This is a genomic window from Telluria sp. LT2P34, assembly GCF_059685915.1.
In genome coordinates, this window is sequence record NZ_JCASIN010000006.1 from 1 (window position 1) to 25,044 (window position 25,044).

Annotated in this window: 22 protein-coding genes; 19 read left to right on the forward strand and 3 right to left on the reverse strand. The window is 64.9% G+C overall.

The annotated features are described in order from the left end of the window. Window positions 1-133 precede the first annotated feature (133 nt). The 3 genes from AC56KZ_RS15835 to AC56KZ_RS15845 form a co-directional block, all read right to left on the reverse strand. Window positions 134-937, reverse strand: coding sequence for a Crp/Fnr family transcriptional regulator (locus AC56KZ_RS15835; protein ID WP_497163410.1), 804 nt, complete (start codon window positions 935-937; stop codon window positions 134-136). A 486-nt stretch (window positions 938-1,423) separates the two neighbouring features. Next, a complete protein-coding gene (locus AC56KZ_RS15840) occupies window positions 1,424-2,068 on the reverse strand; it encodes a response regulator (RefSeq protein ID WP_497163147.1) in 645 nt (214 codons plus the stop codon). Between the two features lie 82 nt (window positions 2,069-2,150). Further along, a complete protein-coding gene (locus AC56KZ_RS15845; protein WP_497163148.1) occupies window positions 2,151-2,618 on the reverse strand; it encodes a universal stress protein in 468 nt (155 codons plus the stop codon). 406 nt (window positions 2,619-3,024) lie between these two features. On the opposite strand from AC56KZ_RS15845, the gene AC56KZ_RS15850 reads away from it, so the two are divergent. From AC56KZ_RS15850 to AC56KZ_RS15940, 19 genes are all read left to right on the forward strand, one after another. Next, the gene (locus AC56KZ_RS15850) at window positions 3,025-3,867 is read left to right on the forward strand and encodes a protein phosphatase CheZ (RefSeq protein ID WP_497163149.1); all 843 of its coding nucleotides are present in this window, start codon (window positions 3,025-3,027) and stop codon (window positions 3,865-3,867) included. Then, window positions 3,867-5,741 (forward strand): chemotaxis protein CheA, encoded by a 1,875-nt coding sequence (locus AC56KZ_RS15855; protein ID WP_497163150.1) that lies wholly within the window; start codon window positions 3,867-3,869, stop codon window positions 5,739-5,741. Before AC56KZ_RS15850 ends, AC56KZ_RS15855 begins: the two co-directional genes overlap by 1 nt. 255 nt (window positions 5,742-5,996) lie before the next feature. Then, window positions 5,997-7,397 (forward strand): 3-isopropylmalate dehydratase large subunit, encoded by a 1,401-nt coding sequence (gene leuC / locus AC56KZ_RS15860; RefSeq protein WP_497163151.1) that lies wholly within the window; start codon window positions 5,997-5,999, stop codon window positions 7,395-7,397. A gap of 43 nt (window positions 7,398-7,440) precedes the next feature. Next, on the forward strand, window positions 7,441-7,563 hold the full coding sequence (locus AC56KZ_RS15865; RefSeq protein ID WP_497163152.1) for a lipoprotein: 123 nt from the start codon (window positions 7,441-7,443) through the stop codon (window positions 7,561-7,563). 30 nt (window positions 7,564-7,593) lie between these two features. After that, window positions 7,594-8,241 carry a 3-isopropylmalate dehydratase small subunit gene (leuD, locus tag AC56KZ_RS15870; RefSeq protein ID WP_497163153.1) on the forward strand — a complete coding sequence of 216 codons (648 nt, stop codon included), beginning with the start codon at window positions 7,594-7,596 and terminating at the stop codon, window positions 8,239-8,241. Window positions 8,242-8,260: 19 nt separating this feature from the next. Next, a complete protein-coding gene (leuB, locus tag AC56KZ_RS15875; protein ID WP_497163154.1) occupies window positions 8,261-9,331 on the forward strand; it encodes a 3-isopropylmalate dehydrogenase in 1,071 nt (356 codons plus the stop codon). Between the two features lie 53 nt (window positions 9,332-9,384). Then, window positions 9,385-10,512 (forward strand): aspartate-semialdehyde dehydrogenase, encoded by a 1,128-nt coding sequence (gene asd / locus AC56KZ_RS15880; RefSeq protein WP_497163155.1) that lies wholly within the window; start codon window positions 9,385-9,387, stop codon window positions 10,510-10,512. 260 nt (window positions 10,513-10,772) lie between these two features. After that, window positions 10,773-13,934 carry a motility hub landmark protein FimV gene (locus tag AC56KZ_RS15885; RefSeq protein WP_497163156.1) on the forward strand — a complete coding sequence of 1,054 codons (3,162 nt, stop codon included), beginning with the start codon at window positions 10,773-10,775 and terminating at the stop codon, window positions 13,932-13,934. Beyond that, window positions 13,931-14,731: a tRNA pseudouridine(38-40) synthase TruA gene (gene truA / locus AC56KZ_RS15890; protein ID WP_497163157.1), complete on the forward strand. Its 801-nt coding sequence runs from the start codon at window positions 13,931-13,933 to the stop codon at window positions 14,729-14,731. Before AC56KZ_RS15885 ends, truA begins: the two co-directional genes overlap by 4 nt. Before the next feature lie 9 nt (window positions 14,732-14,740). Then, window positions 14,741-15,454, forward strand: coding sequence for a phosphoribosylanthranilate isomerase (locus AC56KZ_RS15895; protein ID WP_497163158.1), 714 nt, complete (start codon window positions 14,741-14,743; stop codon window positions 15,452-15,454). Then, window positions 15,426-16,682, forward strand: coding sequence for a tryptophan synthase subunit beta (trpB, locus tag AC56KZ_RS15900; RefSeq protein WP_497163159.1), 1,257 nt, complete (start codon window positions 15,426-15,428; stop codon window positions 16,680-16,682). The genes AC56KZ_RS15895 and trpB overlap by 29 nt, the downstream gene beginning before the upstream one ends. A 50-nt stretch (window positions 16,683-16,732) precedes the next feature. Continuing rightward, window positions 16,733-17,530 carry a tryptophan synthase subunit alpha gene (gene trpA / locus AC56KZ_RS15905; protein ID WP_497163160.1) on the forward strand — a complete coding sequence of 266 codons (798 nt, stop codon included), beginning with the start codon at window positions 16,733-16,735 and terminating at the stop codon, window positions 17,528-17,530. A 156-nt stretch (window positions 17,531-17,686) separates the two neighbouring features. Beyond that, window positions 17,687-18,559: an acetyl-CoA carboxylase, carboxyltransferase subunit beta gene (gene accD / locus AC56KZ_RS15910; protein WP_497163161.1), complete on the forward strand. Its 873-nt coding sequence runs from the start codon at window positions 17,687-17,689 to the stop codon at window positions 18,557-18,559. 78 nt (window positions 18,560-18,637) lie between these two features. Further along, window positions 18,638-19,936: a bifunctional tetrahydrofolate synthase/dihydrofolate synthase gene (gene folC, locus AC56KZ_RS15915; protein WP_497163162.1), complete on the forward strand. Its 1,299-nt coding sequence runs from the start codon at window positions 18,638-18,640 to the stop codon at window positions 19,934-19,936. Between the two features lie 10 nt (window positions 19,937-19,946). Continuing rightward, the gene (locus AC56KZ_RS15920; RefSeq protein WP_497163163.1) at window positions 19,947-20,882 is read left to right on the forward strand and encodes an SPOR domain-containing protein; all 936 of its coding nucleotides are present in this window, start codon (window positions 19,947-19,949) and stop codon (window positions 20,880-20,882) included. 31 nt (window positions 20,883-20,913) lie between these two features. Beyond that, a complete protein-coding gene (locus AC56KZ_RS15925) occupies window positions 20,914-21,402 on the forward strand; it encodes a CvpA family protein (protein WP_497163164.1) in 489 nt (162 codons plus the stop codon). A gap of 35 nt (window positions 21,403-21,437) precedes the next feature. Further along, window positions 21,438-22,964, forward strand: coding sequence for an amidophosphoribosyltransferase (gene purF / locus AC56KZ_RS15930; protein WP_497163165.1), 1,527 nt, complete (start codon window positions 21,438-21,440; stop codon window positions 22,962-22,964). A 16-nt stretch (window positions 22,965-22,980) separates the two neighbouring features. Next, window positions 22,981-24,219, forward strand: a complete 1,239-nt coding sequence (locus AC56KZ_RS15935) for a cystathionine gamma-synthase family protein (RefSeq protein WP_497163166.1) — start codon at window positions 22,981-22,983, stop codon at window positions 24,217-24,219. A 52-nt stretch (window positions 24,220-24,271) separates the two neighbouring features. Beyond that, entirely contained in the window at window positions 24,272-25,030 is a 759-nt protein-coding gene (locus AC56KZ_RS15940) for a tetratricopeptide repeat protein (protein ID WP_497163167.1), read from the forward strand. The last annotated feature ends 14 nt before the right edge of the window (window positions 25,031-25,044 follow it).

The following is a 25,044-nucleotide window of genomic DNA, read 5'->3' on the forward strand; positions in this document are numbered from 1 at the left end:
CGCTATCGGTGCAGCGATGCGCAAGCTGGCGCACCTGTGCTTTGGTGTCCTCCACACGGGCAAGCCCTACGATCCAAAATTTGCGATGTAGGGCTTGACGATGAAGACGGTATCTACGATTGAGCGATTGAAGTCAGGCGGTGGTTGCTAGTACCTCGTCGCCGCCGGCGGCGTCGGTTTCGGCCTTCAGTTTGGCGGCGGCGGCGCCTTTGGTGCGCGAGCGCGAGGGTGGCAGGCGGCGCAGGGTCTTGAGCGCTTCGGCGTCCTTGATGCCGATGGTGCGCTGGTCGACCGTGATCAGCCCGATTTCGTTAAAGGCCGACAGCGTGCGGCTGACGGTTTCGAGCGTCAGGCCCAGGTAGCTGCCGATCTCGTGGCGCGTCATGCGCAGGTTGAACAGCTTGCTCGAGTAGCCCATCGCGGCAAAACGGTCGGCCAGCGACACCAGGAAGCGTGCGACCCTGGCCTCGGCCGAGAGGGCGCCGAGCATGCCGATCATGGCCTGTTCGCGCACCAGCTCACGGCTCATGACGCCGTACATCAGGTTTTCCAGTTCGAGGTGCACGCGGCCCAGGGCCGTCAGCTTCTTGAACGGCAGCAGGATCAGGTCGCAGTCGGACAGGGCAACGGCTTCCGAGGCGTAGTGGCGGGTGTGGATTCCGTCGACGCCGAGCATGTCGCCCTTCATCGGGAAGCTCAGCACCTGCTCGTTGCCGAACTCGTCGATCAACACCGTTTTCAGGAAACCCGAATTGACGATGTACAGGGTGTCGAAGGCCTGGCCGATGGTGTGGACGCGCTGGCCGGTCTTGAACTGGACATGTTGGAAAAGCAACTCTTCCGAATTCACCGAGACGGCGGCCGGGATGTGAAGCAGGTCGCAGACTTCTTTCAGGTTGGACCACAGGCGGCCCTGGCGTTGGCGGCCTGCTTCCATCGGGGTGGAATGCATGGTCGAGCTTGCGTTACGTTGTTCTGGCTGGGACTGCATGCTTATTCTCCAGTGAAGAAATCTGTCTGGTACGGCTTCGGTGGGTGGAGCCGCTACCGGGTGCTTCAATAGGATTCATCAAGCGGCAGGCTTAGCTTACGGAGAGAAATTAGATCGCAAGCAAGTCGATACGCTGGAATTCAGTATGCCAACACGAGTCCGGCATTAATATCAGGAATGGCTGAATGTGTAGGTAGGACTGCTGCTAACGATGTAGGAATAATCTTACTGCAACGGGGCGTCACCGAATGGGACGGGAAAGAACACATTGCCAACAGGAGAGACCAGGGCAGAGGATGACGCGTGGCGGGCATGGCACAAACTATGCAATCGCAATGTCAAACATTTTTTCGGCCTTGGTGAAAAACCGAACTACGCTTCTTCCCGATACGCCGGGCTGAAGCGCAGGAACTCCATGGCGCGGTCCTTCGCTCAGGCCTTCAGCGGCGCCAGCAGGCGGTGCGCCACGGCGTACTGGACCATTTCCGACAATGAGGTCATGCCCATCTTTTGCATGATCCGGGTCTTGTGGGTACTGACCGTTTTCACGGACAGGTGCAGGTTGTTGGCGATTTCCGTAATCGACTTGCCGCCTACCAGCAGCGAAAACACTTCGAATTCGCGGTCCGACAACTGCTTGTGGAGCAACTGTTCGTTGGGCGCCATGATATTGAGCGCCAGCTGTTCGGCCACCTCGGTGCTGATGTAGGGACGGCCCGAGGCCACCTTGCGGATCGCGCCCACCAGTTGCGTACCCGCGCTTTCCTTGGTCAGATAGCCCTGGGCGCCGGCGCGGATCGCACGTACGGCGTACTGCTCCTCTTCGTGCATCGTGAGAATCAGCACTGCCAGCTTGGGCGCCTCGCTGCGCACCTGGCGGATCAGGTCGACCCCGCTGCGCCCGGGCATCGACAAGTCGAGCAGCAACAGGTCGAAACCGCCCTGGCGCACCAGGGACAGCACTTCGAAGCCGTTGGTCGCTTCGCCGACGATTTCGACATCGACGGCGCCGTCCAGGATGCGCTTGAGGCCCTCGCGCATGATCGTGTGGTCATCTGCAATGACGATTCTTATCATAGATGCGTTACTCCCCAGCGCCGCGGCCCGCCGCAGCGTCTTCTATATAGTGCACGCCGCAAGCGGCGTGCCGGTGCCGGAACTAGGACTCGACCGGCTCATTGATCAGGCGGTGCACCAGCACCGGCCTGCTCGTATGCGACAACACTTTATTCGTGACGCTGCCCAGCAGGATCTGGCCCCAGCCGCTGCGCCCGTGCGAGCCCATGAAGATCAGGTCGCAATGTTGCTGTTCGGCGACATCAACGATTTTCAGGGCGGTGGCGTCGGAAAACGCGGTCATGCAGTCGTGCGGGAGGCCGGCTTGTTCGCAGGAGCGCATGATGCGGCTCATGTGGTCTTCGCCGGTGCGCTTCATCTGCTCGATGTATTCCTCTTCGCTCGGATACGAGGGCGGAATGATTTCGACATACACCGGGTACTGGTACTCGGGCGCGACAAACAGGGCCAGCACCTCGGCTCCCATTTGCTGGGCAAACTTGACGCCGGCGCAGGCCGTGTGCTGGGACACGGTCGAGCCGTCGGTGGTGATCAGGATTTTCCGGTACATGATGATTTCTCCGAAACGCCACGCTATTGTGGGTCCTGTCAGGCGGCCGGGGCTTGTCGTAGCGCAAGCTGTTGACTTTTCTCAAACATGAGCTCGCTTCCAAGCGATCAGGACACCCGAACTGTCCCCTTAGGGGTAAAAACGCTACACGATCGGTACGACTGTAAAACAACACCTCGCTTGTGTAAACGATCAGGAACCGCACCGTTTTATTGTCGCGGAATTAAGATTCCTTGTCCATTTCAACCTGGCCTCTTTTCCGACATTTACCTAGGGCAACTACGCTGCTACACTCGCTGAATGATTTTTGGGCTGGCGACGACGTGCGACAACGTGCGCAAGCCTGCATCCACCGCACCGAAACGCGCAACAGCCGCGATATTTTTAATATGGAGAAGCAGGGATTATGACCGACGCCGCCGACGATTTCGACGCCTTATTCGACGAAGTGGCAGCCCAGCGCGCCAGTGCGTCGGCCCCGGCCAGCCCGGCTGCCCCGGCCGCAGTTGTAGAGGAAGATGACCTGGAAGCCCTGTTCGACCAGGTGGCGTCGAGCCAGCCGGCCGCCGGCGCCGGCAGCACCTTGTCGATCACTCCCGTGCCGGATGCGGAAGGCGCTGAAGGCGCTGAAGGCGTGGAAGGCGACAAGAACATGTACGAACGCCTCGGCGGCATCGTGCGCCTGCTGCACGACTCGCTGCGCGAACTCGGCTACGACCGCGCACTGTCGGAAGCCTCGTCCCAGATCACCGATGCCCAGGACCGCCTCGAGTACGTCGCCACCCTGACCGAACAGGCCGCCAACAAGGTGCTCAACACGCTCGACGAAGGCATGCCGGCGCAGGACAGGCTGTCGAAGCAGGCGCAGGACATGTCGGGCCGCTGGGATGCGCTGTTCTCCGGCAAGCTCAGCCTGGACGAATTCAAGGCCCTGGCCGGCGACTCGCGCCAGTTCGCGCAGGCTGTCTCGGACGCAACCGAAGCGGAAAAAGCGCGCCTGCTGGAAATCATGATGGCCCAGGACTTCCAGGACATTACCGGCCAGCTGATCAAGAAAGTGGTCGCGATCACCAAGACCGTGGAAAACGAGCTGGCCCAGCTGCTGCGCGACAACGCGCCGCCCGAGACGCGCGCCAAGCTGGCCGAAAAAGAAGCTGCGCCCGTGCAGCTGATGTCGGGCCCGTCCATGCCGTCCGCGGCCCTGGACCAGGACAATGTCGACGACCTTCTTGCCGATCTGGGATTCTAATGGACGATATGCTCAAGGACTTCGTCGTCGAGGCGTTGGATCTGGCAGTCAATGTTGAAGAGCACCTGCTGCGCCTCGAACGCGATCCGCAGAACAAGGAAACGCTGAACGCGGTGTTTCGCTCGTTCCACACGATCAAGGGCGGCGCCGGCTTCATGGGCCTGCCGGCGCTGGTGGCGGCCTGCCACCTGACCGAAAACCTGTTCGACGCACTGCGCACGGGTGCCGCGCCCGTCACCCCGCTGTCGATCGAAGCGGCGCTGCAGGCGTCGGGCTTCGTGGCCGACCAGCTCAACGATCTGAACAACGGCACCACGCCGGAACAGCTGGCGCCGATGCCGCAGGACCTCGAACGCATCCTGATGGACGCGATCGAAGGCAAGGCCGAGGCTGCGCCCGCACCTGTGCCGGCGGCCCCGCCGGCGCCGGCCGCCGTAGCGCCTGTCGCCGCCGCAGTCGTGGCCCCGGTCGCAGCAGCAATGGGCGACGATGGCCTCGACTGGACGGCAATGTACAACGCCGTCGTTCCCGCCAGCGCCGCAATCGCCGGGGACATGACCGCTTCGGCTGCGCCGGCCGCGGCCGTCGCGGAAGCCGGCGCCGCGCCAAGCGGCCCGCCGGCAGCCAAAGCAGGCTGGGACGGCGTCGACCGCCGTAACGAGAACAAGCCGGTCGCCGCCGCGCCGGCCAAGGACGAAAGCATCCGTATCGACGCCGTCAAGCTCGACGCGCTGCTGGAAGTGGCGGGCGAATCGGTGCAGGCTGCCAACCAGGCTGCCGTGCTGCTGGAACGCCTGGCGCAGTTCAAGTTCGAAGGCCAGGCCGCCACCCTGATGGCAACCCTCACCGAAACGCTCGAGCGCGCCTCGCGCTATTCGGCCGAACTGCAGCGCGCCACGCTGGCCACGCGCATGCAGCCGGTGGGACGCCTGTTCCAGAAATTCCCGCGCCTGGTGCGCGAACTGGCGAAAGACCTCGGCAAGGACGTCGAGCTGACCATCGAAGGCGCCGAGACCGAAGTCGACCGCGTCGTCGTCGACAGCCTCTACGATCCGCTGGTGCACATGCTGCGCAACGCGCTCGACCATGGTGTCGAGTCGCCGCAGGACCGCGTCGCCAACGGCAAGCCGGCCAAGGCCTTCATCCTGCTCAAAGCCTGGCAGGAAGCCAACAGCGTCATGATCGTGCTGCAGGACGACGGCAAGGGCATGGACCCGGGCAAGCTGCGCAAGAAAGCCATCGAGAAGGGCCTGATCGGCGAGAACGGCGCCCAGAGCGACGAGGATGCCTATCAGCTGGTGTTCCTGCCGGGCTTCTCGACCAAGGAAGTGGCGTCTTCGGTCTCGGGGCGCGGCGTCGGCATGGACGTGGTGAAAACGGCGGTGGAAAAGAACCGCGGCGCGATCCGCATCGATTCCTCGCTCGGCCACGGCACCAAGTTCGCGATCCGCCTGCCGATCGAACTGTCGATCGTGCCGACGATGCTCGTGTCCACCTCGGGCGCGTCGCTGGCGCTGCCGATGGCGGTCGTCGAGCGCGTGGTCGAGCTGCCGGAAACCTTCTCGCAGGTCGGCGGCGCTCCGGTGCTGAAAGACCAGGGCCGTCCGCTGCCGGTGCGCTCCCTGGCCGGCGCCCTCGGTTACGAGGAAGCGCCGGAACGCGTCGGCATCGTCATCAACGCGCCGCAGCCGTATATCCTGGCGGTGGAAGCGGTCGACGGCACGGCCGACCTGGTGATCAAGCCGATGACGGCGCTGACCGTCGAAGGCGTGACCGGCACCGCGCGCTCGGCCGAGGGCGAACTGGTGCTGGTGGTAGGCCTGTCCTTCCTCATGGATGGCTGCCGCAGCACGGCGCGTGTCGCCGCCGCCTGAACGTCTTTTACCGAAGAAAAAGGGCTGGACAGGCCCTGACAATAAAAGCCTGCGCATCGGATGCGCAGGCTTTTTTTATTCGAGTATGGCGTATCACAGGCAAATTTAATTTGCAGACGAGTGCTGTCATTGGCAGGACTGTGCAAAATGCACCTCCCTCTGCCGCAGTGCACAATTATGGCATAATCGAAAATGTCCCCTTGGGGCACCTTCTTGAAGCGCCCCTTTCAAGCAGACGTTTACCTGGATTAGCCAATGTTCAAGACGCTGTACGACAAACTCTGGGATGCGCACGTCGTGCGCGCCGATGCCGATGGCACCACGGTGCTCTACATCGACCGCCACCTGGTCCATGAAGTGACCAGCCCGCAGGCTTTCGAGGGCTTGCGCGAGGCCGGCCGTCCGCTCTGGCGCACCTCCGCCAACCTGGCCGTGGCGGACCATAACGTGCCCACCACCGACCGCAGCGAAGGCATCCTCGACCCGACGTCGCGCCTGCAGGTCGAGACCCTCGACGCGAACGCGAAGAGTTTCGGGCTCACCTATTTCAACATGAACGACCGGCGCCAGGGCATCGTCCACGTGATCGGGCCAGAGCAGGGCGCGACCCTGCCGGGCATGACGGTCGTCTGCGGCGACTCGCACACGTCCACCCACGGCGCATTCGGCTGCCTGGCGCATGGCATCGGCACCTCGGAAGTCGAGCACGTACTGGCTACCCAGACGCTGCTGGCCAAGAAATCGAAAGCGATGCTGGTGCAGGTCGACGGCGATTTGCCGCCAGGAGTCACCGCCAAGGACATCGTGCTGGCCGTGATCGGGCGCATCGGCACCGCCGGCGGCAACGGCCATGCCATCGAATTCGGCGGCAGTACCATCCGCGCGCTGTCGATGGAAGGGCGCATGACGGTCTGTAACATGGCGATCGAAGCGGGCGCGCGCGCTGGCATGGTCGCGGTGGACCAGACCACGATCGACTACGTGCAGGGCCGCCCGTATTCGCCGCGGGACGCGCTGTGGGAGCAGGCCGTGGCCTACTGGCGCATGTTGCGCAGCGACCCGGGCGCGCACTACGATCTGGTGGTAACCCTGGATGCGGCGCAGATCCGCCCCCAGGTCACCTGGGGCACCTCGCCCGAAATGGTGACCTCGATCGACGGCCGCGTGCCCGATCCCGGGCAGGAAAGCGACGCCGTACGCCGCGACGCCATCGAAAAGGCGCTGGCCTACATGGCGCTGGCGCCGAACACCCCGATCGGGGACATCCGCATCGACAAGGTGTTTATCGGCTCGTGCACGAATTCGCGCATCGAAGACTTGCGCGCCGCCGCCGAGGTGGTGCGCGGACGCCAGCGCGCCGCCAGCGTCAAGCTGGCCCTGGTCGTCCCGGGCTCGGGCCTGGTGAAAGAACAGGCCGAGCGCGAAGGGCTCGACAAGATTTTCACTGCCGCCGGCTTCGAATGGCGCGAGCCGGGCTGCTCGATGTGCCTGGCGATGAATGCCGACCGCCTGGAACCGGGCGAGCGCTGCGCCTCGACCTCGAACCGCAATTTCGAAGGCCGCCAGGGACCGGGCGGGCGCACCCATCTGGTGTCGCCGGCCATGGCCGCCGCCGCGGGGATCGCCGGCCATTTTGTCGACGTCCGCGGATTTTGAACAAACACCGATTTTTTTTTAACCACCGAAGCATAGGAACATCATGAAAAAAGTATTCGCCCTCGCCCTCGTCGCCATCGTCCTCACTGGCTGCAACACCATTTCCGGCGTCGGCCGCGACGTGCAGAAGGTCGGCCAGGTCGTGACCGGCGCCGGCGGCAAGTAATCATCAACGGGCGCGGTGAGCAGAAAATCCATGGACAAATTCACGATACACGAAGGCCTGGTTGCGCCGCTCGACCGCGCCAATGTCGATACCGATGCAATCATCCCGAAGCAGTTCCTGAAATCGATCCGGCGCACCGGCTTCGGCCAGAACCTGTTCGACGAGTGGCGCTACCTCGACCACGGCGAGCCGGGCCAGGATTGCAGCGTCCGGCCGCTCAATCCGGACTTCGTACTGAACCAGCCGCGCTATGCCGGTGCTTCGATCCTGCTGACCCGGAAGAACTTCGGCTGCGGCTCTTCGCGCGAACATGCGCCGTGGGCGCTGCAGCAGTACGGCTTCCGGGCCATCGTCGCGCCGAGCTTTGCCGACATCTTCTTCAATAACTGCTACAAGACCGGCTTGCTGCCGATCGTGCTGGAAGAGGCGCAGGTCGACCAGCTGTTCGACGAGGTCAAGGCGAATCCCGGCTTCCAACTGGTGGTCGACCTCGAGAACGGGCTGCTGCGTACGCCTGACGGGCGGCTCGCCTTTGCCTTCGCCATCGACGACTTCCGCAAGTACTGCCTGTTGAACGGCCTGGACGACATCGGCCTGACCCTGCGTCACGCCGACGAGATCCGCGCCTTCGAGCAAAGCCACCTCGCACGCCAGCCCTGGCTGGCCACGGTTATCTGAATAATATAAAAGGACGCGCATGAAGATTGCCATCCTGCCGGGCGACGGCATCGGCCCCGAAATCATGACCCAGGCCGTGCGCGTGCTGGGCGCCCTCGGCGAGCGCTTCGAGATGGAAAGCGCCCATGTGGGCGGCGCCGGCTATGCGGCCCACGGCCACCCGCTGCCGCCGGGCACGCTGGCCCTGGCTAGGAGTGCGGACGCCGTGCTGTTCGGCGCGGTCGGCGACTACCGCTACGATACGCTCGAGCGCGCGCTACGCCCGGAGCAGGCGATCCTGGGACTGCGCCGCGAACTCGGCCTGTTCGCCAACCTGCGCCCGGCGATCCTGTATCCGGAGCTGGCTGGCGCCTCGAGCCTGAAGCCCGAGATCGTGGCGGGCCTGGACATCCTGATCATCCGCGAACTGACCGGCGATATCTATTTCGGCAAGCCGCGCGGCGTGCGCGAATGCCCCGACGGCCCATTCAAGGGCCAGCGCGAAGGCTTCGACACGATGCGCTATGCCGAAGGCGAGATCCGGCGCATCGCCCACGTGGCCTTCCAGGCGGCGCAAAAGCGTGGCCGGCGCGTGACCAGCGTCGACAAGGCCAACGTGCTGGAAACCTTCCAGTTCTGGCGCGACATCGTCACCGAGGTCCACAAGGACTATCCGGACGTCGCGCTCGAACACATGTATGTCGATAACGCGGCGATGCAACTGGTGCGCGGGCCCAAAAAATTCGACGTCATCGTCACCGGCAACATGTTCGGCGACATCCTGTCGGATGCGGCTGCGATGCTGACCGGTTCGATCGGCATGCTGCCCTCGGCCTCGCTCGACGCCAACAACAAGGGCCTGTACGAACCCTCGCACGGCTCGGCGCCCGACATCGCCGGGCAGGGCATCGCCAATCCGCTGGCGACCATCCTGTCCGCCGCCATGATGCTGCGCTACTCGCTCGGACTGCCGGCCCACGCCGACCGCATCGAAGCGGCCGTCAAGCAGGTCCTCCAGCAAGGATTGCGCACAGCGGATATATTCGAGGACGGCACGCAGCGCGTGAGTACCGAGCAGATGGGCGACGCGGTGGTGAAGGCGCTCGCGTAGGGTGGGCACCCGTGCCCACGCGGAACAATAATGATTGTTATAGGGAAGAGAAAATGAAGTTAGTTGGCCTGGTAGGTTGGCGCGGCATGGTGGGTTCGGTCCTGATGCAGCGCATGCAGGACGAGGGCGATTTCGACCACATCGAGCCGGTGTTCTTCACCACCTCGAACCCGGGCGGCGCCGCGCCGAAGATGGCGAAGAACGAAACCACCCTGAAGAGCGCGCACGACATCGGCGAACTGGCCAAGTGCGAGATCGTCATCTCCTGCCAGGGCGGCGACTATACCGCCGAGGTCTTCCCGCAGCTGAGGGCGAGCGGCTGGAAGGGCTACTGGATCGATGCCGCCTCGACCCTGCGCATGAACGACGACGCCGTCATCGTGCTCGACCCGGTCAACCTCGAGGTCATCAAGAACGCCATGTCGCGCGGCGTGCGCAACTACGTCGGCGGCAACTGCACCGTGTCGTGCATGCTGATGGGCCTGGGCGGCCTGTTCGAGCAGGGTCTGGTCGAGTGGATGAGCTCGATGACCTACCAGGCCGCGTCCGGCGGCGGCGCCCAGCACATGCGCGAGCTGCTCACGCAGTTCGGCACCATCAATGGCGCAGTCAGGCCGCTGCTGGACGATCCGGCCTCGGCCATCCTCGAGATCGACCGCGCAGTGCTGGCGACCCAGCATGGCCTCTCGCCTGAGGAAACGAAGCAGTTCGGCGTGCCGCTGGCCGGCAACCTGATTCCGTGGATCGACAAGGACCTGGGCAACGGCCAGTCGAAAGAAGAGTGGAAGGCCGGCGCCGAGACCAACAAGATCCTCGGCCGCGGCCAAGGTTTCAGTGCCGCCGCGATCCCGGTCGACGGCTTGTGCGTGCGCATCGGCGCCATGCGCTGCCACTCGCAGGCGCTGACGATCAAGCTCACCAAAGACGTGCCGCTCGACGAGATCAACGACATCATCGCCTCGCACAACGCATGGGTGAAGCTGGTGCCGAACACGCGCGAAGCCTCGATGCGCGAACTGTCGCCGGCCGCAGTCACCGGCAGCCTGACGATCCCCGTCGGCCGCCTGCGCAAGATGTCGATGGGACCGGACTACCTGTCTGCCTTCACCGTCGGCGACCAGCTGCTGTGGGGCGCCGCCGAGCCGCTGCGCCGCATGCTGCGCATCGTGCTGGAACAGTAAGGAAGCCGCACCGCGGCCAGGCCGCGGCGTGCTCCCGAAAAACCCGGCATGCATGGGCTTCTTGGCGTTTCAACCATACCTGTTAACACCGCATTAATTCCTCTTGTACAAGGTTGATATCGAAACGTTATCGATCGCTCATCCAGCCCACAGTTTGACCTGGCTACGCCCCGCAAGGCTTGCATGCTCCAGAGCATGATGATATGTTGAGACCTCCGGGAAACCGTCCTTTCCCCCAGCTAACCTTCTCCTTCCCAACTATGCCACTGACCCGCCGCCCTCAGATCATGTCGTCCGCGTTGAAAACGCTTACCGCAGCGGTCGCTAGTGCAGTGCTGCTGGCTTCGGCGGCTACAGCGGCGGGACTGGGCAAGCTGACCGTGCTGTCCTCCCTCGGCCAGCCGCTGCGCGCCGAAATCGAACTCACTTCGGTGTCCGCCGACGAAGCCGCCGGCCTGGTCGCGAAACTCGCCAGCCCGGACGCCTACCGCGCCGCCAACATCGAATTCAATCCGGCCCTGCAGTCGTTGCGCTTCGCGGTCGAGCAGCGGGGAGGGCGCCAGTTCGTGCGCATTACCTCGCCGCAGCCGCTGAACGAGCCCTTCGTCGACCTGCTGCTCGAACTGTCCTGGAACAACGGGCGCCTGGTACGCGAATACACCTTCCTGCTCGATCCGGCCGAACTGCGTTCGACCCAGTCGGCGCAGGTGGCTGCCAACGCCGCCGGCGCCCGTAGCGCGCGCGGCGCCGCGGCCGGTTCGGCCTCGACCGCTTCGCCCGCGCCTGCGCAGGCGCCGGCAAACGAAGCGCCGGCCCAGACCCAGCGCGGCGCCCGCGCCGAACAGGCGGCGGGCGCAGGCGCGCCTGGCGCCGGCGCCAAGTACCGCGTGCGCAGCGGCGACACGCTCAGCCGCATCGCCGGGCGCATCAAGCCGGTCGACGTCTCGCTCGACATGATGCTCGTCGCCCTGTACCGCGCCAACCCGGACGCCTTCATCGGCAACAACATGAACCGCCTGAAGTCGGGCCAGATCCTGTCGGTGCCGAACGCCGAATCGCTGCGCGGCCTCGAGGCCGGCGAGGCGCATGGCACGGTCGTCGCGCATGCCGCCGACTTCAATGCCTACCGCGCCAAGCTGGCAGGGCAGGTGGCCACCAGCACCCCGGCCCGCGAACAGCAGGCAGGGCAGAGCGCGACCGGCCGCATCACGGCCAAGGTCGAGGAGCGCCCGACCGCCGCCAACGAATCGGCCGACCAGCTGCGCCTGTCCAAGGCCCTGCCGGCCAAGGCCGCAGGCGCCGGCGCCGCCGAAGACCTGGTCGCCAGGGAAAAGGAACTGGCCGACGCCCAGCAGCGCGTCAAGGAACTCGAAAAGAACGTCAGCGAGCTCGAAGGCCTGATCACGGTCAAGAGCCAGACCGGCGCCGCCGCCACCCAGGCCCCCGCAGCGGCGGCTCCCGCGGCGCCGGCAGCGGCGACTGTCGTCGCCAAGGACCCTGCAAAAGCGGCCCCGAAGATCACGACCGCACCGAAGCCGGCCGCCGCAGCGGCTGAGGAAACCAGCTTTGCCGATACGGTGATGGACAACATCACCCTCCTCGGCGCCGGCGCCGCCGTGCTGCTGCTCGCCGCGCTCGGCCTGTCGCGCCGCCGCAAGAAACCGGTGGCGCCGAAGTCGGCCCCGGCCGCGCCGACCATCCTCGGCAGCGCCGCCCAGCCGGCGCAGTCGCTGTTCGCCGAAACCGGCGGGCAGAACGTCGATACCCACGACAGCGTCTTCAATTCCAGCTTCGCGCCATCGGCCAGCCAGCTCGATACGAACGAAGTCGACCCGCTGGCCGAGGCCGAGCTCTACCTGGCCTATAACTTCGACACCCAGGCCGAAGACATCCTGAAGGAAGCACTGCGCAACGATCCGCTGCGCCATCCGGTGCGCCTGAAACTGCTCGAAATCTATGCCGCCCGCAAGGACGTGCGCGCCTTCGAAACCCAGGCGACGGAACTCTACAGCTTGACCGCCGGCAAGGGCGACGAGTGGGCGCAAGCCGCCGCGCTCGGCCACACGCTCGACCCGGCCAATCCGATGTATGCCCAGGCAGCCGGCGCCGGTGCCAGCTTCAGCGGCGGCGCGGTCCTTGCCGCCGGCGCCGCCGGAATCGCAGCCGGCAGCGCCGCGACGGCGCTGACGCACGAGGGCGGCCCGCAGACCATGCTCTCGCAGCAGCTCGAGCAGGCCTTCCGCAGCCGCGAGACGACCGACATCATCGAGCCGGCCGCGACCGTGGATGCCGAGACCGGCATCCCGCTCGACACCAGTTTCGACCTCGACAGCCTCGGGCTGGGCAACGACGCCACCGCCTTGCCTCAGCTGCACGACAACAATCTGCAGGCCTTCGACATGCCCGCCGCCCTGGACGCCAAGGCCGACGCCAAGGCGGACGACAACCTGCTCGATTTCGACCTCGGCGGCTTGAGCTTCGAGCCGGTGTCCGCCATCGAGCCGACCTTCGGCGCCGGATCGGATGCAACGGCCGTGCCCGACCTGCAGTTCGACATGGCGCCGTTCGCGCCGCTCGACCCGGCGTCCGGCACGCCGCTGGCGAGCGAGCCGGCCACGAGCGACAGCCTGGACGACCTCGCCTTCGACATGAATTTTGGTGCGGCAGATTCCGCGCACGATGCGGCGCCCGCGGCCACCTCGGACGACCCGTTTGCGGAAGACGACGCTTTCGTCCTCGACCTGTCGAAGAACAATCCGAACAGCGATATCGACATGGCCCAGCTGGCCCGTGAATTCGAACTGCCGCCGCTGCCGGAGGTGTCCTCGGCCCAGGCGGGCGGCGACCTGCGCGACCCGCTGTTCGACCTCGATGCGATGGACTTCGGCATGACGGACCCGACACCGCCGGCCCCTGCAGCCGCGCCCGCAGAGCCGGTCTTCGATTTCGGCTCGACCGACCTCGACCTGTCCGCGCCGATGGCGGCCGCGGAGCAGTCTTCCGGCGACATGGCGCAAGCCAGCGCCGACAAGGACCCGCTGTTCGACCTCGACATGATGGACTTCGGCCAGTCGGTGCGCCCGGCAACGCCAACGCCAAACACCCCGGCGCCGCAGTTCGACATGTCCGGCCTCGACCTCGACCTGCCAGCGCACGAGTTCGACATGACGGCCCAGCCGCTGTCCGAATCCACCGCCGCTTCGTCGAACGTGGCCGACGCTGCGGGCGGCGAGCCGGAGAGCGCCGCCGGCGCCGAGCTGAGCCCTGCGCAGATGGAGATGGAAACCAAGCTCGACCTGGCGCTGGCTTATCAGGAAATCGGCGACAAGGAAGGTGCGCGCGAGCTGCTCGACGAAGTCATCAAGGGCGGCAATATCGAACAGTCGAGCCGGGCCAGCGCCATGCGCGCGCAGTTGGCGTGACACGGATCGCGCTCGGGCTCCAGTACATCGGCACCGGCTGGAGCGGTTACCAGAAACAGCCTTCGCGCGACACCGTCCAGGACACGCTCGAAAGCGCGCTCGAAACCTTTGCCTGCACCCCGCTTGCCACGACCTGCGCCGGCCGCACCGACGCCGGCGTGCATGCGGTCGAGCAGGTGGTGCATTTCGATACCGACTTGAGCCGCCCGGTGCAAAGCTGGGTGCGCGGCACCAACGCCTTCCTGCCCGATTCGATCACCGTGCGCTGGGCCCATGAAGTCGCCGCAGGGCTCGACGGCCAGGATTTCCACGCCCGCTTCTCGGCCAGGGCGCGCACCTATCACTACGTCCTGTACAACAATGCCCAGCCGTCGGCGCTGCTGGCCGGACGCGCCGGCTGGGTGTTCCGCCCGCTCGACGTCGAGCGCATGCGCGCCGCCGCCAATCACCTGATCGGGCTGCACGACTTTTCCTCGTTCCGGGCGGCCAGCTGCCAGGCAAAAACCCCGATCAAGGACTTGCAGGAGCTGAGCATCGAGCGGCGCGGCGACATCATCGTGTTTACCGTACGCGCCAGCGCTTTTTTGCACCACATGGTGCGCAACCTGGTCGGCGCGCTGGTATATGTCGGCATGGGCCGCCACGAGCCGCAGTGGATGGCCGAGGTGCTGCTGGCGCGCGACCGCGACGCCGCGGCGCCCACCTTCATGCCGGACGGCCTGTACCTGGCCAAAATCGATTACGATCCACGCTGGGGACTGCCGCAGGAGGCGGTCTCGCCCCTGTCCTGGTTCTAAGGTTCTCCCATGCACCGTACCCGTATCAAAATCTGCGGCATCACCCGCGAGCAAGACTTGCGCGATGCCTGCGCGCTCGGCGCCGACGCGCTCGGCTTCGTGTTCTACCCGAAGAGCCCGCGTTACCTCACGCCGCGCGCGTTTGCCGCGCTCGGCACGCTGGTGCCGCCGTTCGTGAGTTCTGTGGCCCTGTTCGTGAATGCGACGCTTGAAGAAGTGCTCGAGGTCGTGAACGCCGCGCCGGTCGCGCTGCTGCAGTTCCACGGCGACGAGACGCCAGATACCTGCGCCGAGATCGCGGCGGCGGTGAAACGGCCCTTCGCGCGCGCCTTCCGGGTCAAGCCGGACACGAGCTCTTTCGAACTGCTAGAATGCGAGCTCGCATACCGCGCCGCCAGCCCCTGGTTCTCGAGCCTCCTGCTCGACACGCATGTGGATGCCTACGGCGGCGCCGGAAAGGTCTTCGATTGGTCAATTATTCCAAAAGAGCTCGCGCCTCGGGTCGTTTTGAGTGGTGGCTTGGACGCGCAAAACGCCATTGAGGCGGTAGCACGCGTACGCCCCTGGGCCGTCGACATCAGTAGTGGTGTCGAGGCCGCCAGGGGGATCAAGGACGCCCGCAAGATCGCCGCTTTCATTGCGGCGGTGCGGGTGGCCGATACCACCGCCGATGCCACCATTGAGAGCCCATACCATGAAACCGATTCAGGAAGTCAACGCTGAGCGCGACCCCTCCGCCTTGTTCCAGGCCGTCGATTACCAGTTCCCCGATGCCAAGGGCCACTTCGGCCCCTACGGCGGCGCCTTCGTCGCCGAGACGCTGACCCACGCGCTGGCCGAACTGAACGAGGCCTACGCCCGTTATTCCGCCGATCCCGAATTCCTCGAAGAATTTCGCTACGAGCTGGCCCACTTCGTCGGCCGCCCCTCGCCGGTCTACCATGCCAAGCGCTGGTCCGAGCTGGCCGGCGGCGCCCAGATCTTCTTCAAGCGCGAAGACCTGAACCATACCGGCGCCCACAAGATTAACAACGTCATCGGCCAGGCGCTGCTGGCGCGGCGCATGGGCAAGCCGCGCATCATCGCCGAAACCGGGGCCGGCCAGCACGGCGTGGCCACCGCCACCATCTGCGCCCGCTTCGGCCTCGAGTGCGTGGTTTACATGGGCAGCGAAGACGTCAAGCGCCAGGCCCAGAACGTGTACCGCATGAAGCTGCTGGGCGCCACCGTGGTACCGGTCGAATCGGGCAGCAAGACCCTGAAGGACGCGCTCAACGAAGCGATGCGCGACTGGGTCACCAACATCGAAAACACCTTCTACATCATCGGCACCGTCGCCGGCCCGCACCCGTATCCGATGATGGTGCGCGACTTCCAGTCGGTGATCGGCGAGGAGTGCCTGGTGCAGATGCCGCAGATGACCGGGCGCCAGCCCGATTACGTGCTGGCCTGCATCGGCGGCGGCTCGAATGCGATGGGTATTTTCTACCCCTACATCGACGAGCAGGGCGTGAAACTGATTGGCGTCGAGGCGGCGGGCGAGGGCATCGAGTCGGGCAAGCATGCGGCCGCGCTGTCGGCCGGCTTCCCTGGCGTCCTGCACGGTAACCGGACTTATCTGCTGCAGGATGCGAACGGGCAAATCATCGAGACCCATTCGGTATCTGCCGGCCTGGATTACCCCGGTGTCGGCCCCGAGCATTCCTGGCTGAAAGATTCGGCGCGCGCCGAATACGTCTCGATCACCGACGACGAAGCGCTGCAGACTTTCCACGACTGCTGCCGCATCGAAGGCATCATCCCGGCGCTCGAATCCTCGCACGCGATCGCCTACGCGGTGAAACTGGCGGCGACCTTGCCCAAGGACAAGCTGATCCTGGTCAACCTGTCGGGACGCGGCGACAAGGACATGCATACGGTGGCGCAGAGGATGGGGCTGGATTTCAGCTGACGCGTGAGCGGCATTCCCTTCTTTTAGCCCAACATTATTCTAATTAAAATATGTCCCGAATCGCAGAAACCTTTGCCGCCCTGCGCGCGCAAAACAAGACCGGCCTGGTCACCTTCATCACGGCCGGCGACCCGAATCCCGAACTGACAGTGCCGCTGATGCACGCCCTGGTTGCCGGCGGCGCCGACGTGCTGGAACTGGGCGTGCCGTTTTCCGATCCGATGGCCGAAGGCCCGGTCATCCAGCGCGCCTGCGAGCGCGCGCTGAAATTCGGTATCGGCATGGGCGACGTCTTCAACCACGTGCGCGAGTTCCGCAAGACAAACGCCGCGACGCCGGTGGTCCTGATGGGCTATGCCAATCCGATCGAACGCATGGGGCCGGACAGCTTCATCGCGCGCGCGAAAGAGGCCGGCGCCGACGGCGCCATCGTCGTCGACTATCCGCCGGAAGAGTGCGAAGCCTTTGCCGACGCCATGCGCGAGAACGGCCTCGACCTGATCTTCCTGCTGGCGCCGACCTCCACGACCGAACGCATCCGCCAGGTGGCGCGCCATGGCAGCGGTTTCAGCTATTACGTGTCCTTGAAAGGCGTGACCGGCGCCGGCAGCATCGACACGGAAGAGGTGGCGCTTCGCGTCGCCGCCATCCGCGAACACGTCAGCCTGCCGATCGGCGTCGGCTTCGGCATCCGCGACGGCGCAACGGCGAAAGCCGTGGCAGCGGTGGCGGACGCGGTCGTGATCGGCAGCCGCATCATCCAGGAAATCGAAAACGTGGGACCCGACGGCGCACTGGCGGCGGTCGAGTCCTTCGTGGCCGGCATCCGGACCGCGCTCGACAGCTGAGCAGTCGTTGGCCTTCGGATACGTGCTCACCCTGTTTGACGCCAGGGTGTATAACAGGATCGCAGCACGCATCCGTTGCCAGACATACAAGCGGTGACAAGCCGGGCGCCAGCGGCTACACTACGCCCCATTCAAGAATGCCGCAAAGGAGAGAACATGAGTTGGTTGGAAAAATTGCTGCCCCCCCGAATCCAGCGCTCCGATGTTGCCAACCGCAAGACCATGCCCGAGGGCCTGTGGGTCAAGTGCCCGTCCTGCGAAGCCGTGCTGTATCGCGCCGACCTCGAGTCGAACCTGCATGTCTGCCCGAAATGCGACCATCACATGCGCATCCGCGCACGTTCACGCCTCGACGGCCTGCTCGACGAAGGCGGCCGCTATGAAATCGGCCAGGAAGCGCTGCCGGTCGATACCCTGAAGTTCAAGGACAGCAAGAAATATCCGGACCGTCTGAAGGCGGCGATGGAAGCCACCGGCGAGACCGACGCGCTGATCGTCCAGGGTGGCTCGATCATGAGCCTGCCGGTCGTGGTGGCCTGCTTCGAATTCGAATTCATGGGCGGGTCGATGGGCTCGGTCGTTGGCGAACGCTTCGTGCGCGGCGCCCAGATCGCGCTGGAACAGAAAGTGCCGTTCATCTGCATCACCGCCACCGGCGGCGCCCGCATGCAGGAAGGTTTGCTGTCGCTGCTGCAGATGGCCAAGACCACCGCCATGCTGACCAAGCTGTCGGAAAAGCGCTTGCCCTTCATCAGCGTCCTGACCGACCCGACCATGGGCGGCGTGTCCGCGTCCTTCGCCTTCATGGGCGACGTCGTGATCGCCGAACCAAAGGCGCTGATCGGCTTTGCCGGCCCGCGCGTGATCGAGAACACCGTGCGCGAAAAGCTGCCGGAAGGCTTCCAGCGCGCCGAGTTCCTGGTGCAAAAAGGCGCCGTGGACATGATCGTCGACCGCCGCAAGATGCGTGAAGAAATTGCCCGCCTGCTGGCGCTGCTGCAGAATCAGCCCGCCGAAGTCATCGCCTGATTCGCGGTCGCTCCATGTGACGGCCGGCCGTCCGCACTGCGGGTTGCCGGCCTTTATTTTTCCCGAGCCTGAAAACACATGTCCAATCTCCCCACTACCTTGCCCGACTGGCTGGCGCTGATCGAGTCGCGCCATGCCGAAACCCATATCGACATGGGCCTGGACCGCGTACGCGAAGTCAAGCAACGCATGGGTCTGAATTTCGAGTGCCCCGTCATCATGGTGGCCGGCACCAACGGCAAGGGTTCGACCTGCGCCATGCTCGAGTCGATCCTGCTGCATGCCGGCTACCGTGTCGGCCTCTACATCAAGCCGCATTTCCTCGACTTCAACGAGCGCGCCCGCATCAACGGCGACATGGCCAGCGACGCCATGCTGGTCGAGGCCTTCGACTTCGTGGAAGCGCGGCGGGGAGAGGTGGCGCTGACCTATTTCGAGTTCACGACCCTGGCCATCATGCACCTGATCTCGAAGGCCGGCGTCGACGTCGCGATCCTCGAGGTGGGCCTGGGCGGGCGGCTCGACGCGGTGAACGTGGTCGACGCCGACGTGTCCATCGTCACCAGCATCGACATCGATCACAGCGACTATCTGGGCGACACGCGCGAAGCGATCGGTTTCGAAAAGGCCGGTATCTTCCGGCCAGGCAAGACGGCAATCTGCAGCGACCCGCTGGCGCCACAGTCGCTCATCGAACACGCCGCCACGATCGGCGCAGACCTGTGGCTGATCGGGCGCGACTTCAATTTCCAGGGCGACCAGCAGCAGTGGAGCTATGGCGGCCGCACCCAGCGCCGCAATTCGCTCGCCTATCCGGCCCTGCGCGGCGCGAACCAGTTATTGAATGCCTCGGCCGCGCTGGCAGCGCTGGAAGCCTTGCGCATGCAGTTGCCGGCCGGCGCCCAGGAAGTACGCACCGGGTTGGCCCTGGTCGAATTGCCGGGCCGTTTCCAGGTACTGGCAGGGCGCCCGACGACGGTCTTCGATGTCGCCCACAACCCGCATGCCTCGGCCACGCTGGCGCAAAACCTCGGCAACATGGGCTTTCACCGCTACACCTATGCCGTCTTCGGCATCATGGCCGACAAGGACATCGAGGGCGTACTCAAACCCATGGCTGGCCTGGTCGACCACTGGTGCCTGGCCGACCTCGATTCGTCGCGCTCGGCCAAGAGTGCGGACCTGGCCGCTCAGGTGGCGGCATTGCGGCCCGCCGGGGCGAAAGAGGCCGATTTTTCGGTCGCCGCTTTTCCCGATCCGGCCGCCGCGTTCGCAAATGCGGTCAGCCGTGCCGAGGAGAATGATAGAATTGTGGTCTTTGGTTCGTTCTACACCGTCGCCGGCGTGATGGCCGCCCGAAAAAACTCACTTCACTGACATTAGACGCATGGGCTTGTTCTCGATTTTCAGTAAAAACAAGCAGGACAGCACCCAGGACAGTGGCCGATTTTCCCGCGACGACGACTATGGGCAACAGGCGCGCGCCAAGCGCGCCAGCCACGCGAACGAAAGCGGGCAGGGCGCGTCGCGCCGCAGCCGCAGCGGCGGCGATCCGATGCTGCCCGAGAAGAAACGTGCGCGCCGCCGGCTGGTAGGCGCCATCGCGCTGGCGCTCGCCGCCGCCGTCGGTCTGCCGATGCTGCTCGACTCCGAGCCGCGTCCGCTGGCCGGCGACATCGCCATCCAGATCCCGTCGAAAGAAAAAGCCGCGGCGCTGCCGATGCCGTCCAACCCGGTGCCGGCGGCCGACAGCGTCGACGAGGACGAGGAAGTCATCGCCGCACCGCCGCTGGAGGCTCCTGCCGCCATTCCCGTACCGGCCACCGTGATCACCGACGACGTCGCGCCGCGCGCCGTCACGGAGCCGGAACCGGCGCCGCAGCCGAAAGCGGTCGAGCGCAAACCCGAACCGAAGGCCGAACCGAAGCCTGAACGCAAGCTCGCCGAGAAACCGGTAGATAAGCCGGTCGAGAAGCCGGTGGTGAAGAAACCGGAAGCCAAGCCCGACACAACGCATCCGAAGGCATCCGACGTAGCCCGCGCCCAGGCACTGCTCGAAGGCAAGGCCGCCGCCAAGCCGGTCGAGAAGGCCGAGCCGGCCGACAAGAAGCCTGAAGCCGGCCAGCGTTACGTGGTGCAGGTGGCCGCGCTCGCGACCCAGGAAAAGGTTGCCGAACTGCAGTCGCGCCTGCGCGCCGCGGGGGTGAGCTCGTACACGCAGAAATCGGGCGCCCTGATCCGCGTGCGCGTCGGTCCTTTCGCCAGCCGCGAGGAAGCGGAAAAGACGCGCGCCAGGTTCGGCGGCAACCTGGTGGCGGAGTGAAGGGCGTGCTCGCAGCGCTTTTTGAACCAACGTGACGATTTTCGATTATCTGGTATTGTTCGTGCTGGCTTCTTCGGTGGTAATCAGCACCCTGCGCGGCCTGGTCAAGGAAATCCTGTCGCTGCTGGGCTGGATCGTCGCCTTCGTGGTGGCGAACATGTACGGCGCGCGGCTCGGGCCAATGTTGCCTGAAGTGATACCTGGCGAGACAGTACGCTTGATCGTCGCTTTCATTGCCCTGTTCCTTGGCGTGCGTATCCTGATGGGCCTGCTTTCGCTGGCGATCGGCGCACTGGTCGAGGCAAGCGGCCTGTCGCTGGCCGACCGCGGCCTGGGCGGCCTGTTTGGCCTGGCGCGCGGCGCGGTCATCGTCCTCGCCGCGGTCCTGTTGTGTTCAATGACTTCCATCCCCCAACAACCGTTCTGGAAAGACGCGCTGTTGTCCCCCCTGGCCGAGGCCGGAGCGCGCACCGTCAAGCCTTTTCTTCCCGCTGCGTTCGCGCAGCACGTAAAGTTGTAGGTTTTCTGTAACTGCATCTGTTTTAGGAGCGCACCATGTGTGGCATCGTCGGCGTCGTCTCGCAAACCCCCGTCAACCAGCTTCTGTATGACGCCTTGCTGCTCCTGCAGCATCGCGGCCAGGACGCGGCGGGCATTGCAACCAATCACAGCAGCATGTTTTCGATGTACAAGGCCAACGGCCTCGTGCGCGATGTCTTCCGCACCCGTAATATGCGTTCGCTCCAGGGCAATACAGGTATCGGCCACTGCCGCTATCCGACCGCCGGCTCGTCGAGCGAGGAAGAAGCGCAGCCCTTCTACGTGAATGCGCCTTTCGGCATTACCCTCGCGCACAACGGCAACCTGACCAACCAGGCCGAGTTGAAAGAGGCGCTGTTCCGCAACGACCGCCGCCACATCAATACCAATTCCGATTCGGAAGTGCTGCTCAACGTGCTGGCACACGAGATCCAGGAAGCGGCCGACGGCTTCTCGCTCGACCCGGAGGCCGTCTTCAAGGCAGTCGGCATCGTCCACAAGCGGGTGCGCGGCGCCTACGCCGTGGTGGCGCAGATTGCCGGCCACGGCATGCTGGCCTTCCGCGATCCCTACGGCATCCGTCCGCTCTGCCTGGGCATGAACGACACCGAAGCCGGCCCGGAATACGTCGTCGCCAGCGAATCGGTGGCGCTCGAGGGCATGGGTTTTCGCTTCGTGCGTGACATTGCGCCGGGCGAAGCCATCTTCATCGATACCGAAAGCCGTCTGCACGAGCGCCAGTGCGCCGAGAATCCGTCGCTCAACCCTTGCGCCTTCGAATTCGTCTACCTGGCGCGCCCCGACTCGGTGCTCGACGGCGCCTCGGTCTACGCGACGCGCCTGAAGATGGGCGAATACCTCGCCGACAAGATCCGCAAGGAAATCCCGATCGAGGACATCGATGTCGTCATGCCGATTCCCGATTCCTCGCGTCCGGCAGCGATCCAGCTGGCCCTGAAGCTTGGCGTCGAGTACCGCGAAGGCTTCATCAAGAACCGCTACATCGGCCGCACCTTCATCATGCCGGGCAAGGCCATGCGCAAGAAATCGGTGCGCCAGAAACTGAACGCCATCGGTTCCGAGTTCAAGGGCAAGAACGTGCTGCTGGTCGACGATTCGATCGTGCGCGGCACCACCAGCCGCGAAATCGTGCAGATGGCGCGCGAGGCCGGGGCCCGTAAAGTGTTCTTCGCCTCGGCCGCGCCGCCGGTGCTGTTCCCGAACGTGTACGGCATCGACATGCCGACCCGCGAGGAACTGATCGCCTATGGCCGCACCGTGGAAGAAGTCTGCGCGGAAATCACGGCCGACCGCCTGGTCTACCAGGACATCGACGCGCTCAAGCGCTCGATTTCGGACGTGAACCCGGCCCTGACCAATTTCGAGGCCTCCTGCTTCGACGGCATCTACGTGACCGGCGACGTGACCCCGGCCTACCTCGACGGGCTGGAGACGGCGCGCCACAACGGCGGCAAGGCTGCCCCGCACGAGGACGACGTGCGCACCCAGCTGAACCTGAACCCGGCGCTTGCCGCCGAATAAGCGTCGAGCGGCGACCATGAACGACAAGCGCTACGGTTTCACCACCACCATCCTGCACAAGGACAGGAAGAAGTCCATCGAGCACGGTTCGCTGCACAAGCCGATCCACACCTCGGTGGCCTTCGGCTACGGCGACGCGCGCCAGCTTGCCTCGGTCTTCCAGGGCAAGGAGCCGGGTTTTCGCTACGGCCGCCAGGGCAACCCGACGGTCGCGGCGCTGGAAGACAAGATCACGCAGATGGAAGAGGGCGTGGCCAGCCTGTGCTTCGGCACCGGGATGGCGGCCATCGGCGCGCTGTTCCAGGCGCTGCTGCGGGCGGGCGACCATGTCGTCTCGTCGCGCTTCCTGTTCGGCAATACCAACAGCCTGTGGCAGACGGTGGCGGGGCAGGGCGTTGCTGTCGATTTCGTCGACGCCACCGACTTCGATGAGGTCGCGGCAAGCCTGCGCCCTGACACCCGCATCGTTTTCGTGGAGACGATCGCCAATCCGCGCACCCAGGTCGCCGACCTGGCGCGCATCGGCGCGCTGTGCCGCGAGCGCGGCATCCTGTACGTGGTCGACAACACGATGACCACGCCTTACCTGTTCCGCCCAAAAGCGGTCGGGGCCGGCCTGGTGGTCAATTCGCTGACCAAATCGATCGGCGGACATGGCATCGCACTGGGCGGCGCACTGACGGATACGGGCGTGTTCGACTGGAGCGCCTTCCCCAACATCGCCGACAACTTCCGCAAGCAGCCGCCGCAGGCCCAGGGCATGGCGCAGCTGCGCGCCAAGGCCCTGCGCGACTTCGGTGCGGCGCTCGGCCCGGAAGCGGCGCACCACATTGCCGTTGGCGCCGAAACGCTGGCGCTGCGCATGGAGCGCACCTGCGCCAACGCGCTGGCGCTGGCGCGCATGCTGGAAGGTGATGAGCGGGTGACGGCGGTGTATTACCCTGGCCTGGAATCGCATCCGCAGCATGCCATCGTGCGCGCGCTGTTCAAGTCGGGCGGCTCGCTGCTCAGCTTCGAGCTGCGGGACGACATCGACCCCTTCGACTACCTGAACCGCCTGCAGCTGGCCATCCCTGCCAGCAACCTGGGCGACACCCGGACGCTCGTCATTCCGGTCGCGCACACGATCTTCTTCGAGATGGGGGCCGAGCGCCGCGCCGGCATGGGCATCGCCGAGTCGCTGATCCGGGTGTCGGTGGGGATCGAGGATACCGAAGACCTGATCGACGACTTCCGCGTCGCCCTCGGCGCTTGAGTCGGGCCGGGGTGCAGGCTATGATAGGTCTTTACCCGGATCCAACGCCCCCATGAAAAAACTGTTGCTATGCCTCGCACTGAGCCTGTGCATCCCCGCCTATGCCGACGAGCTGGCCGACGCGAACGCCTTGTTTGCCAAAAAATCCTATCCGGAGGCGCTGCGGCTCTACACCAAGCTGGCCAACGCCGGCAATGTCGAAGCGCAGCAGCGCCTGGGCCAGATGTACTGGTACGGCGAAGCTGGCGCCACCGACGATGCCAAAGCGGAAAGCTGGTTCCGCAAGGCGGCGGCAAAAGGCAATCCAGTTGCGATCAGTTCGCTTGAAGTCATGAAGCAGCGCACGCTGCGCCGTGCCGAGATCACGCGCTGGGTCGAGCAATACCAGGGTGAAGACCTGAAGTCCGGCGCCTTCAACTGCCCGGTTCCGCGCATCCCCGCGATCTCGAAGCAGAGCGTGGACATCGAGCGCGTGTCGGCCAGCGTGACCAAGTGGCAGACCTGCTACAACGATTACGTCAAGAACCTGAACGCCGCCTCGCCTCTGGTGAAACTGATTCCGCCCGATATCGCCAAGCTGATGAACGAAGCCGAAACCAGGCGTGCGGGCGAGCGCCTGGCGCTGGTGCAGGAAAACCTGGCCGAGGAAGCGCGCGTCAGCTCGAAGATGGTCCTGGCCGACCTGGCCGCATGGCGCAGCGCGACCGAAGCCTATGTCAAGGAGCACAATGACATCGTGGCGAAGAGCCCGTCGGTGAAACTGTACGACTTCGACAAGCCGATGGGCGCCGCGCCGCGACAGACTCCCTAGTCAGCCAAATAAAA

Excerpts from the sequence above, each read along its gene's own strand:
- accD (WP_497163161.1), top strand. The coding sequence starts at position 17,687 with ATGAGTTGGTTGGAAAAATTGCTGCCCCCCCGAATCCAGCGCTCCGAT.
- AC56KZ_RS15845 (WP_497163148.1), bottom strand. The coding sequence starts at position 2,618 with ATGTACCGGAAAATCCTGATCACCACCGACGGCTCGACCGTGTCCCAG.
- leuD (WP_497163153.1), top strand. The coding sequence starts at position 7,594 with ATGGACAAATTCACGATACACGAAGGCCTGGTTGCGCCGCTCGACCGC.
- AC56KZ_RS15940 (WP_497163167.1), top strand. The coding sequence starts at position 24,272 with ATGAAAAAACTGTTGCTATGCCTCGCACTGAGCCTGTGCATCCCCGCC.
- leuB (WP_497163154.1), top strand. The coding sequence starts at position 8,261 with ATGAAGATTGCCATCCTGCCGGGCGACGGCATCGGCCCCGAAATCATG.
- AC56KZ_RS15850 (WP_497163149.1), top strand. The coding sequence starts at position 3,025 with ATGACCGACGCCGCCGACGATTTCGACGCCTTATTCGACGAAGTGGCA.
- AC56KZ_RS15855 (WP_497163150.1), top strand. The coding sequence starts at position 3,867 with ATGGACGATATGCTCAAGGACTTCGTCGTCGAGGCGTTGGATCTGGCA.
- AC56KZ_RS15920 (WP_497163163.1), top strand. The coding sequence starts at position 19,947 with ATGGGCTTGTTCTCGATTTTCAGTAAAAACAAGCAGGACAGCACCCAG.
- AC56KZ_RS15895 (WP_497163158.1), top strand. The coding sequence starts at position 14,741 with ATGCACCGTACCCGTATCAAAATCTGCGGCATCACCCGCGAGCAAGAC.
- asd (WP_497163155.1), top strand. The coding sequence starts at position 9,385 with ATGAAGTTAGTTGGCCTGGTAGGTTGGCGCGGCATGGTGGGTTCGGTC.
- trpA (WP_497163160.1), top strand. The coding sequence starts at position 16,733 with ATGTCCCGAATCGCAGAAACCTTTGCCGCCCTGCGCGCGCAAAACAAG.
- leuC (WP_497163151.1), top strand. The coding sequence starts at position 5,997 with ATGTTCAAGACGCTGTACGACAAACTCTGGGATGCGCACGTCGTGCGC.
- AC56KZ_RS15935 (WP_497163166.1), top strand. The coding sequence starts at position 22,981 with ATGAACGACAAGCGCTACGGTTTCACCACCACCATCCTGCACAAGGAC.
- purF (WP_497163165.1), top strand. The coding sequence starts at position 21,438 with ATGTGTGGCATCGTCGGCGTCGTCTCGCAAACCCCCGTCAACCAGCTT.
- AC56KZ_RS15885 (WP_497163156.1), top strand. The coding sequence starts at position 10,773 with ATGCCACTGACCCGCCGCCCTCAGATCATGTCGTCCGCGTTGAAAACG.
- trpB (WP_497163159.1), top strand. The coding sequence starts at position 15,426 with ATGAAACCGATTCAGGAAGTCAACGCTGAGCGCGACCCCTCCGCCTTG.
- AC56KZ_RS15840 (WP_497163147.1), bottom strand. The coding sequence starts at position 2,068 with ATGATAAGAATCGTCATTGCAGATGACCACACGATCATGCGCGAGGGC.
- folC (WP_497163162.1), top strand. The coding sequence starts at position 18,638 with ATGTCCAATCTCCCCACTACCTTGCCCGACTGGCTGGCGCTGATCGAG.
- AC56KZ_RS15865 (WP_497163152.1), top strand. The coding sequence starts at position 7,441 with ATGAAAAAAGTATTCGCCCTCGCCCTCGTCGCCATCGTCCTCACTGGC.
- AC56KZ_RS15835 (WP_497163410.1), bottom strand. The coding sequence starts at position 937 with ATGGAAGCAGGCCGCCAACGCCAGGGCCGCCTGTGGTCCAACCTGAAA.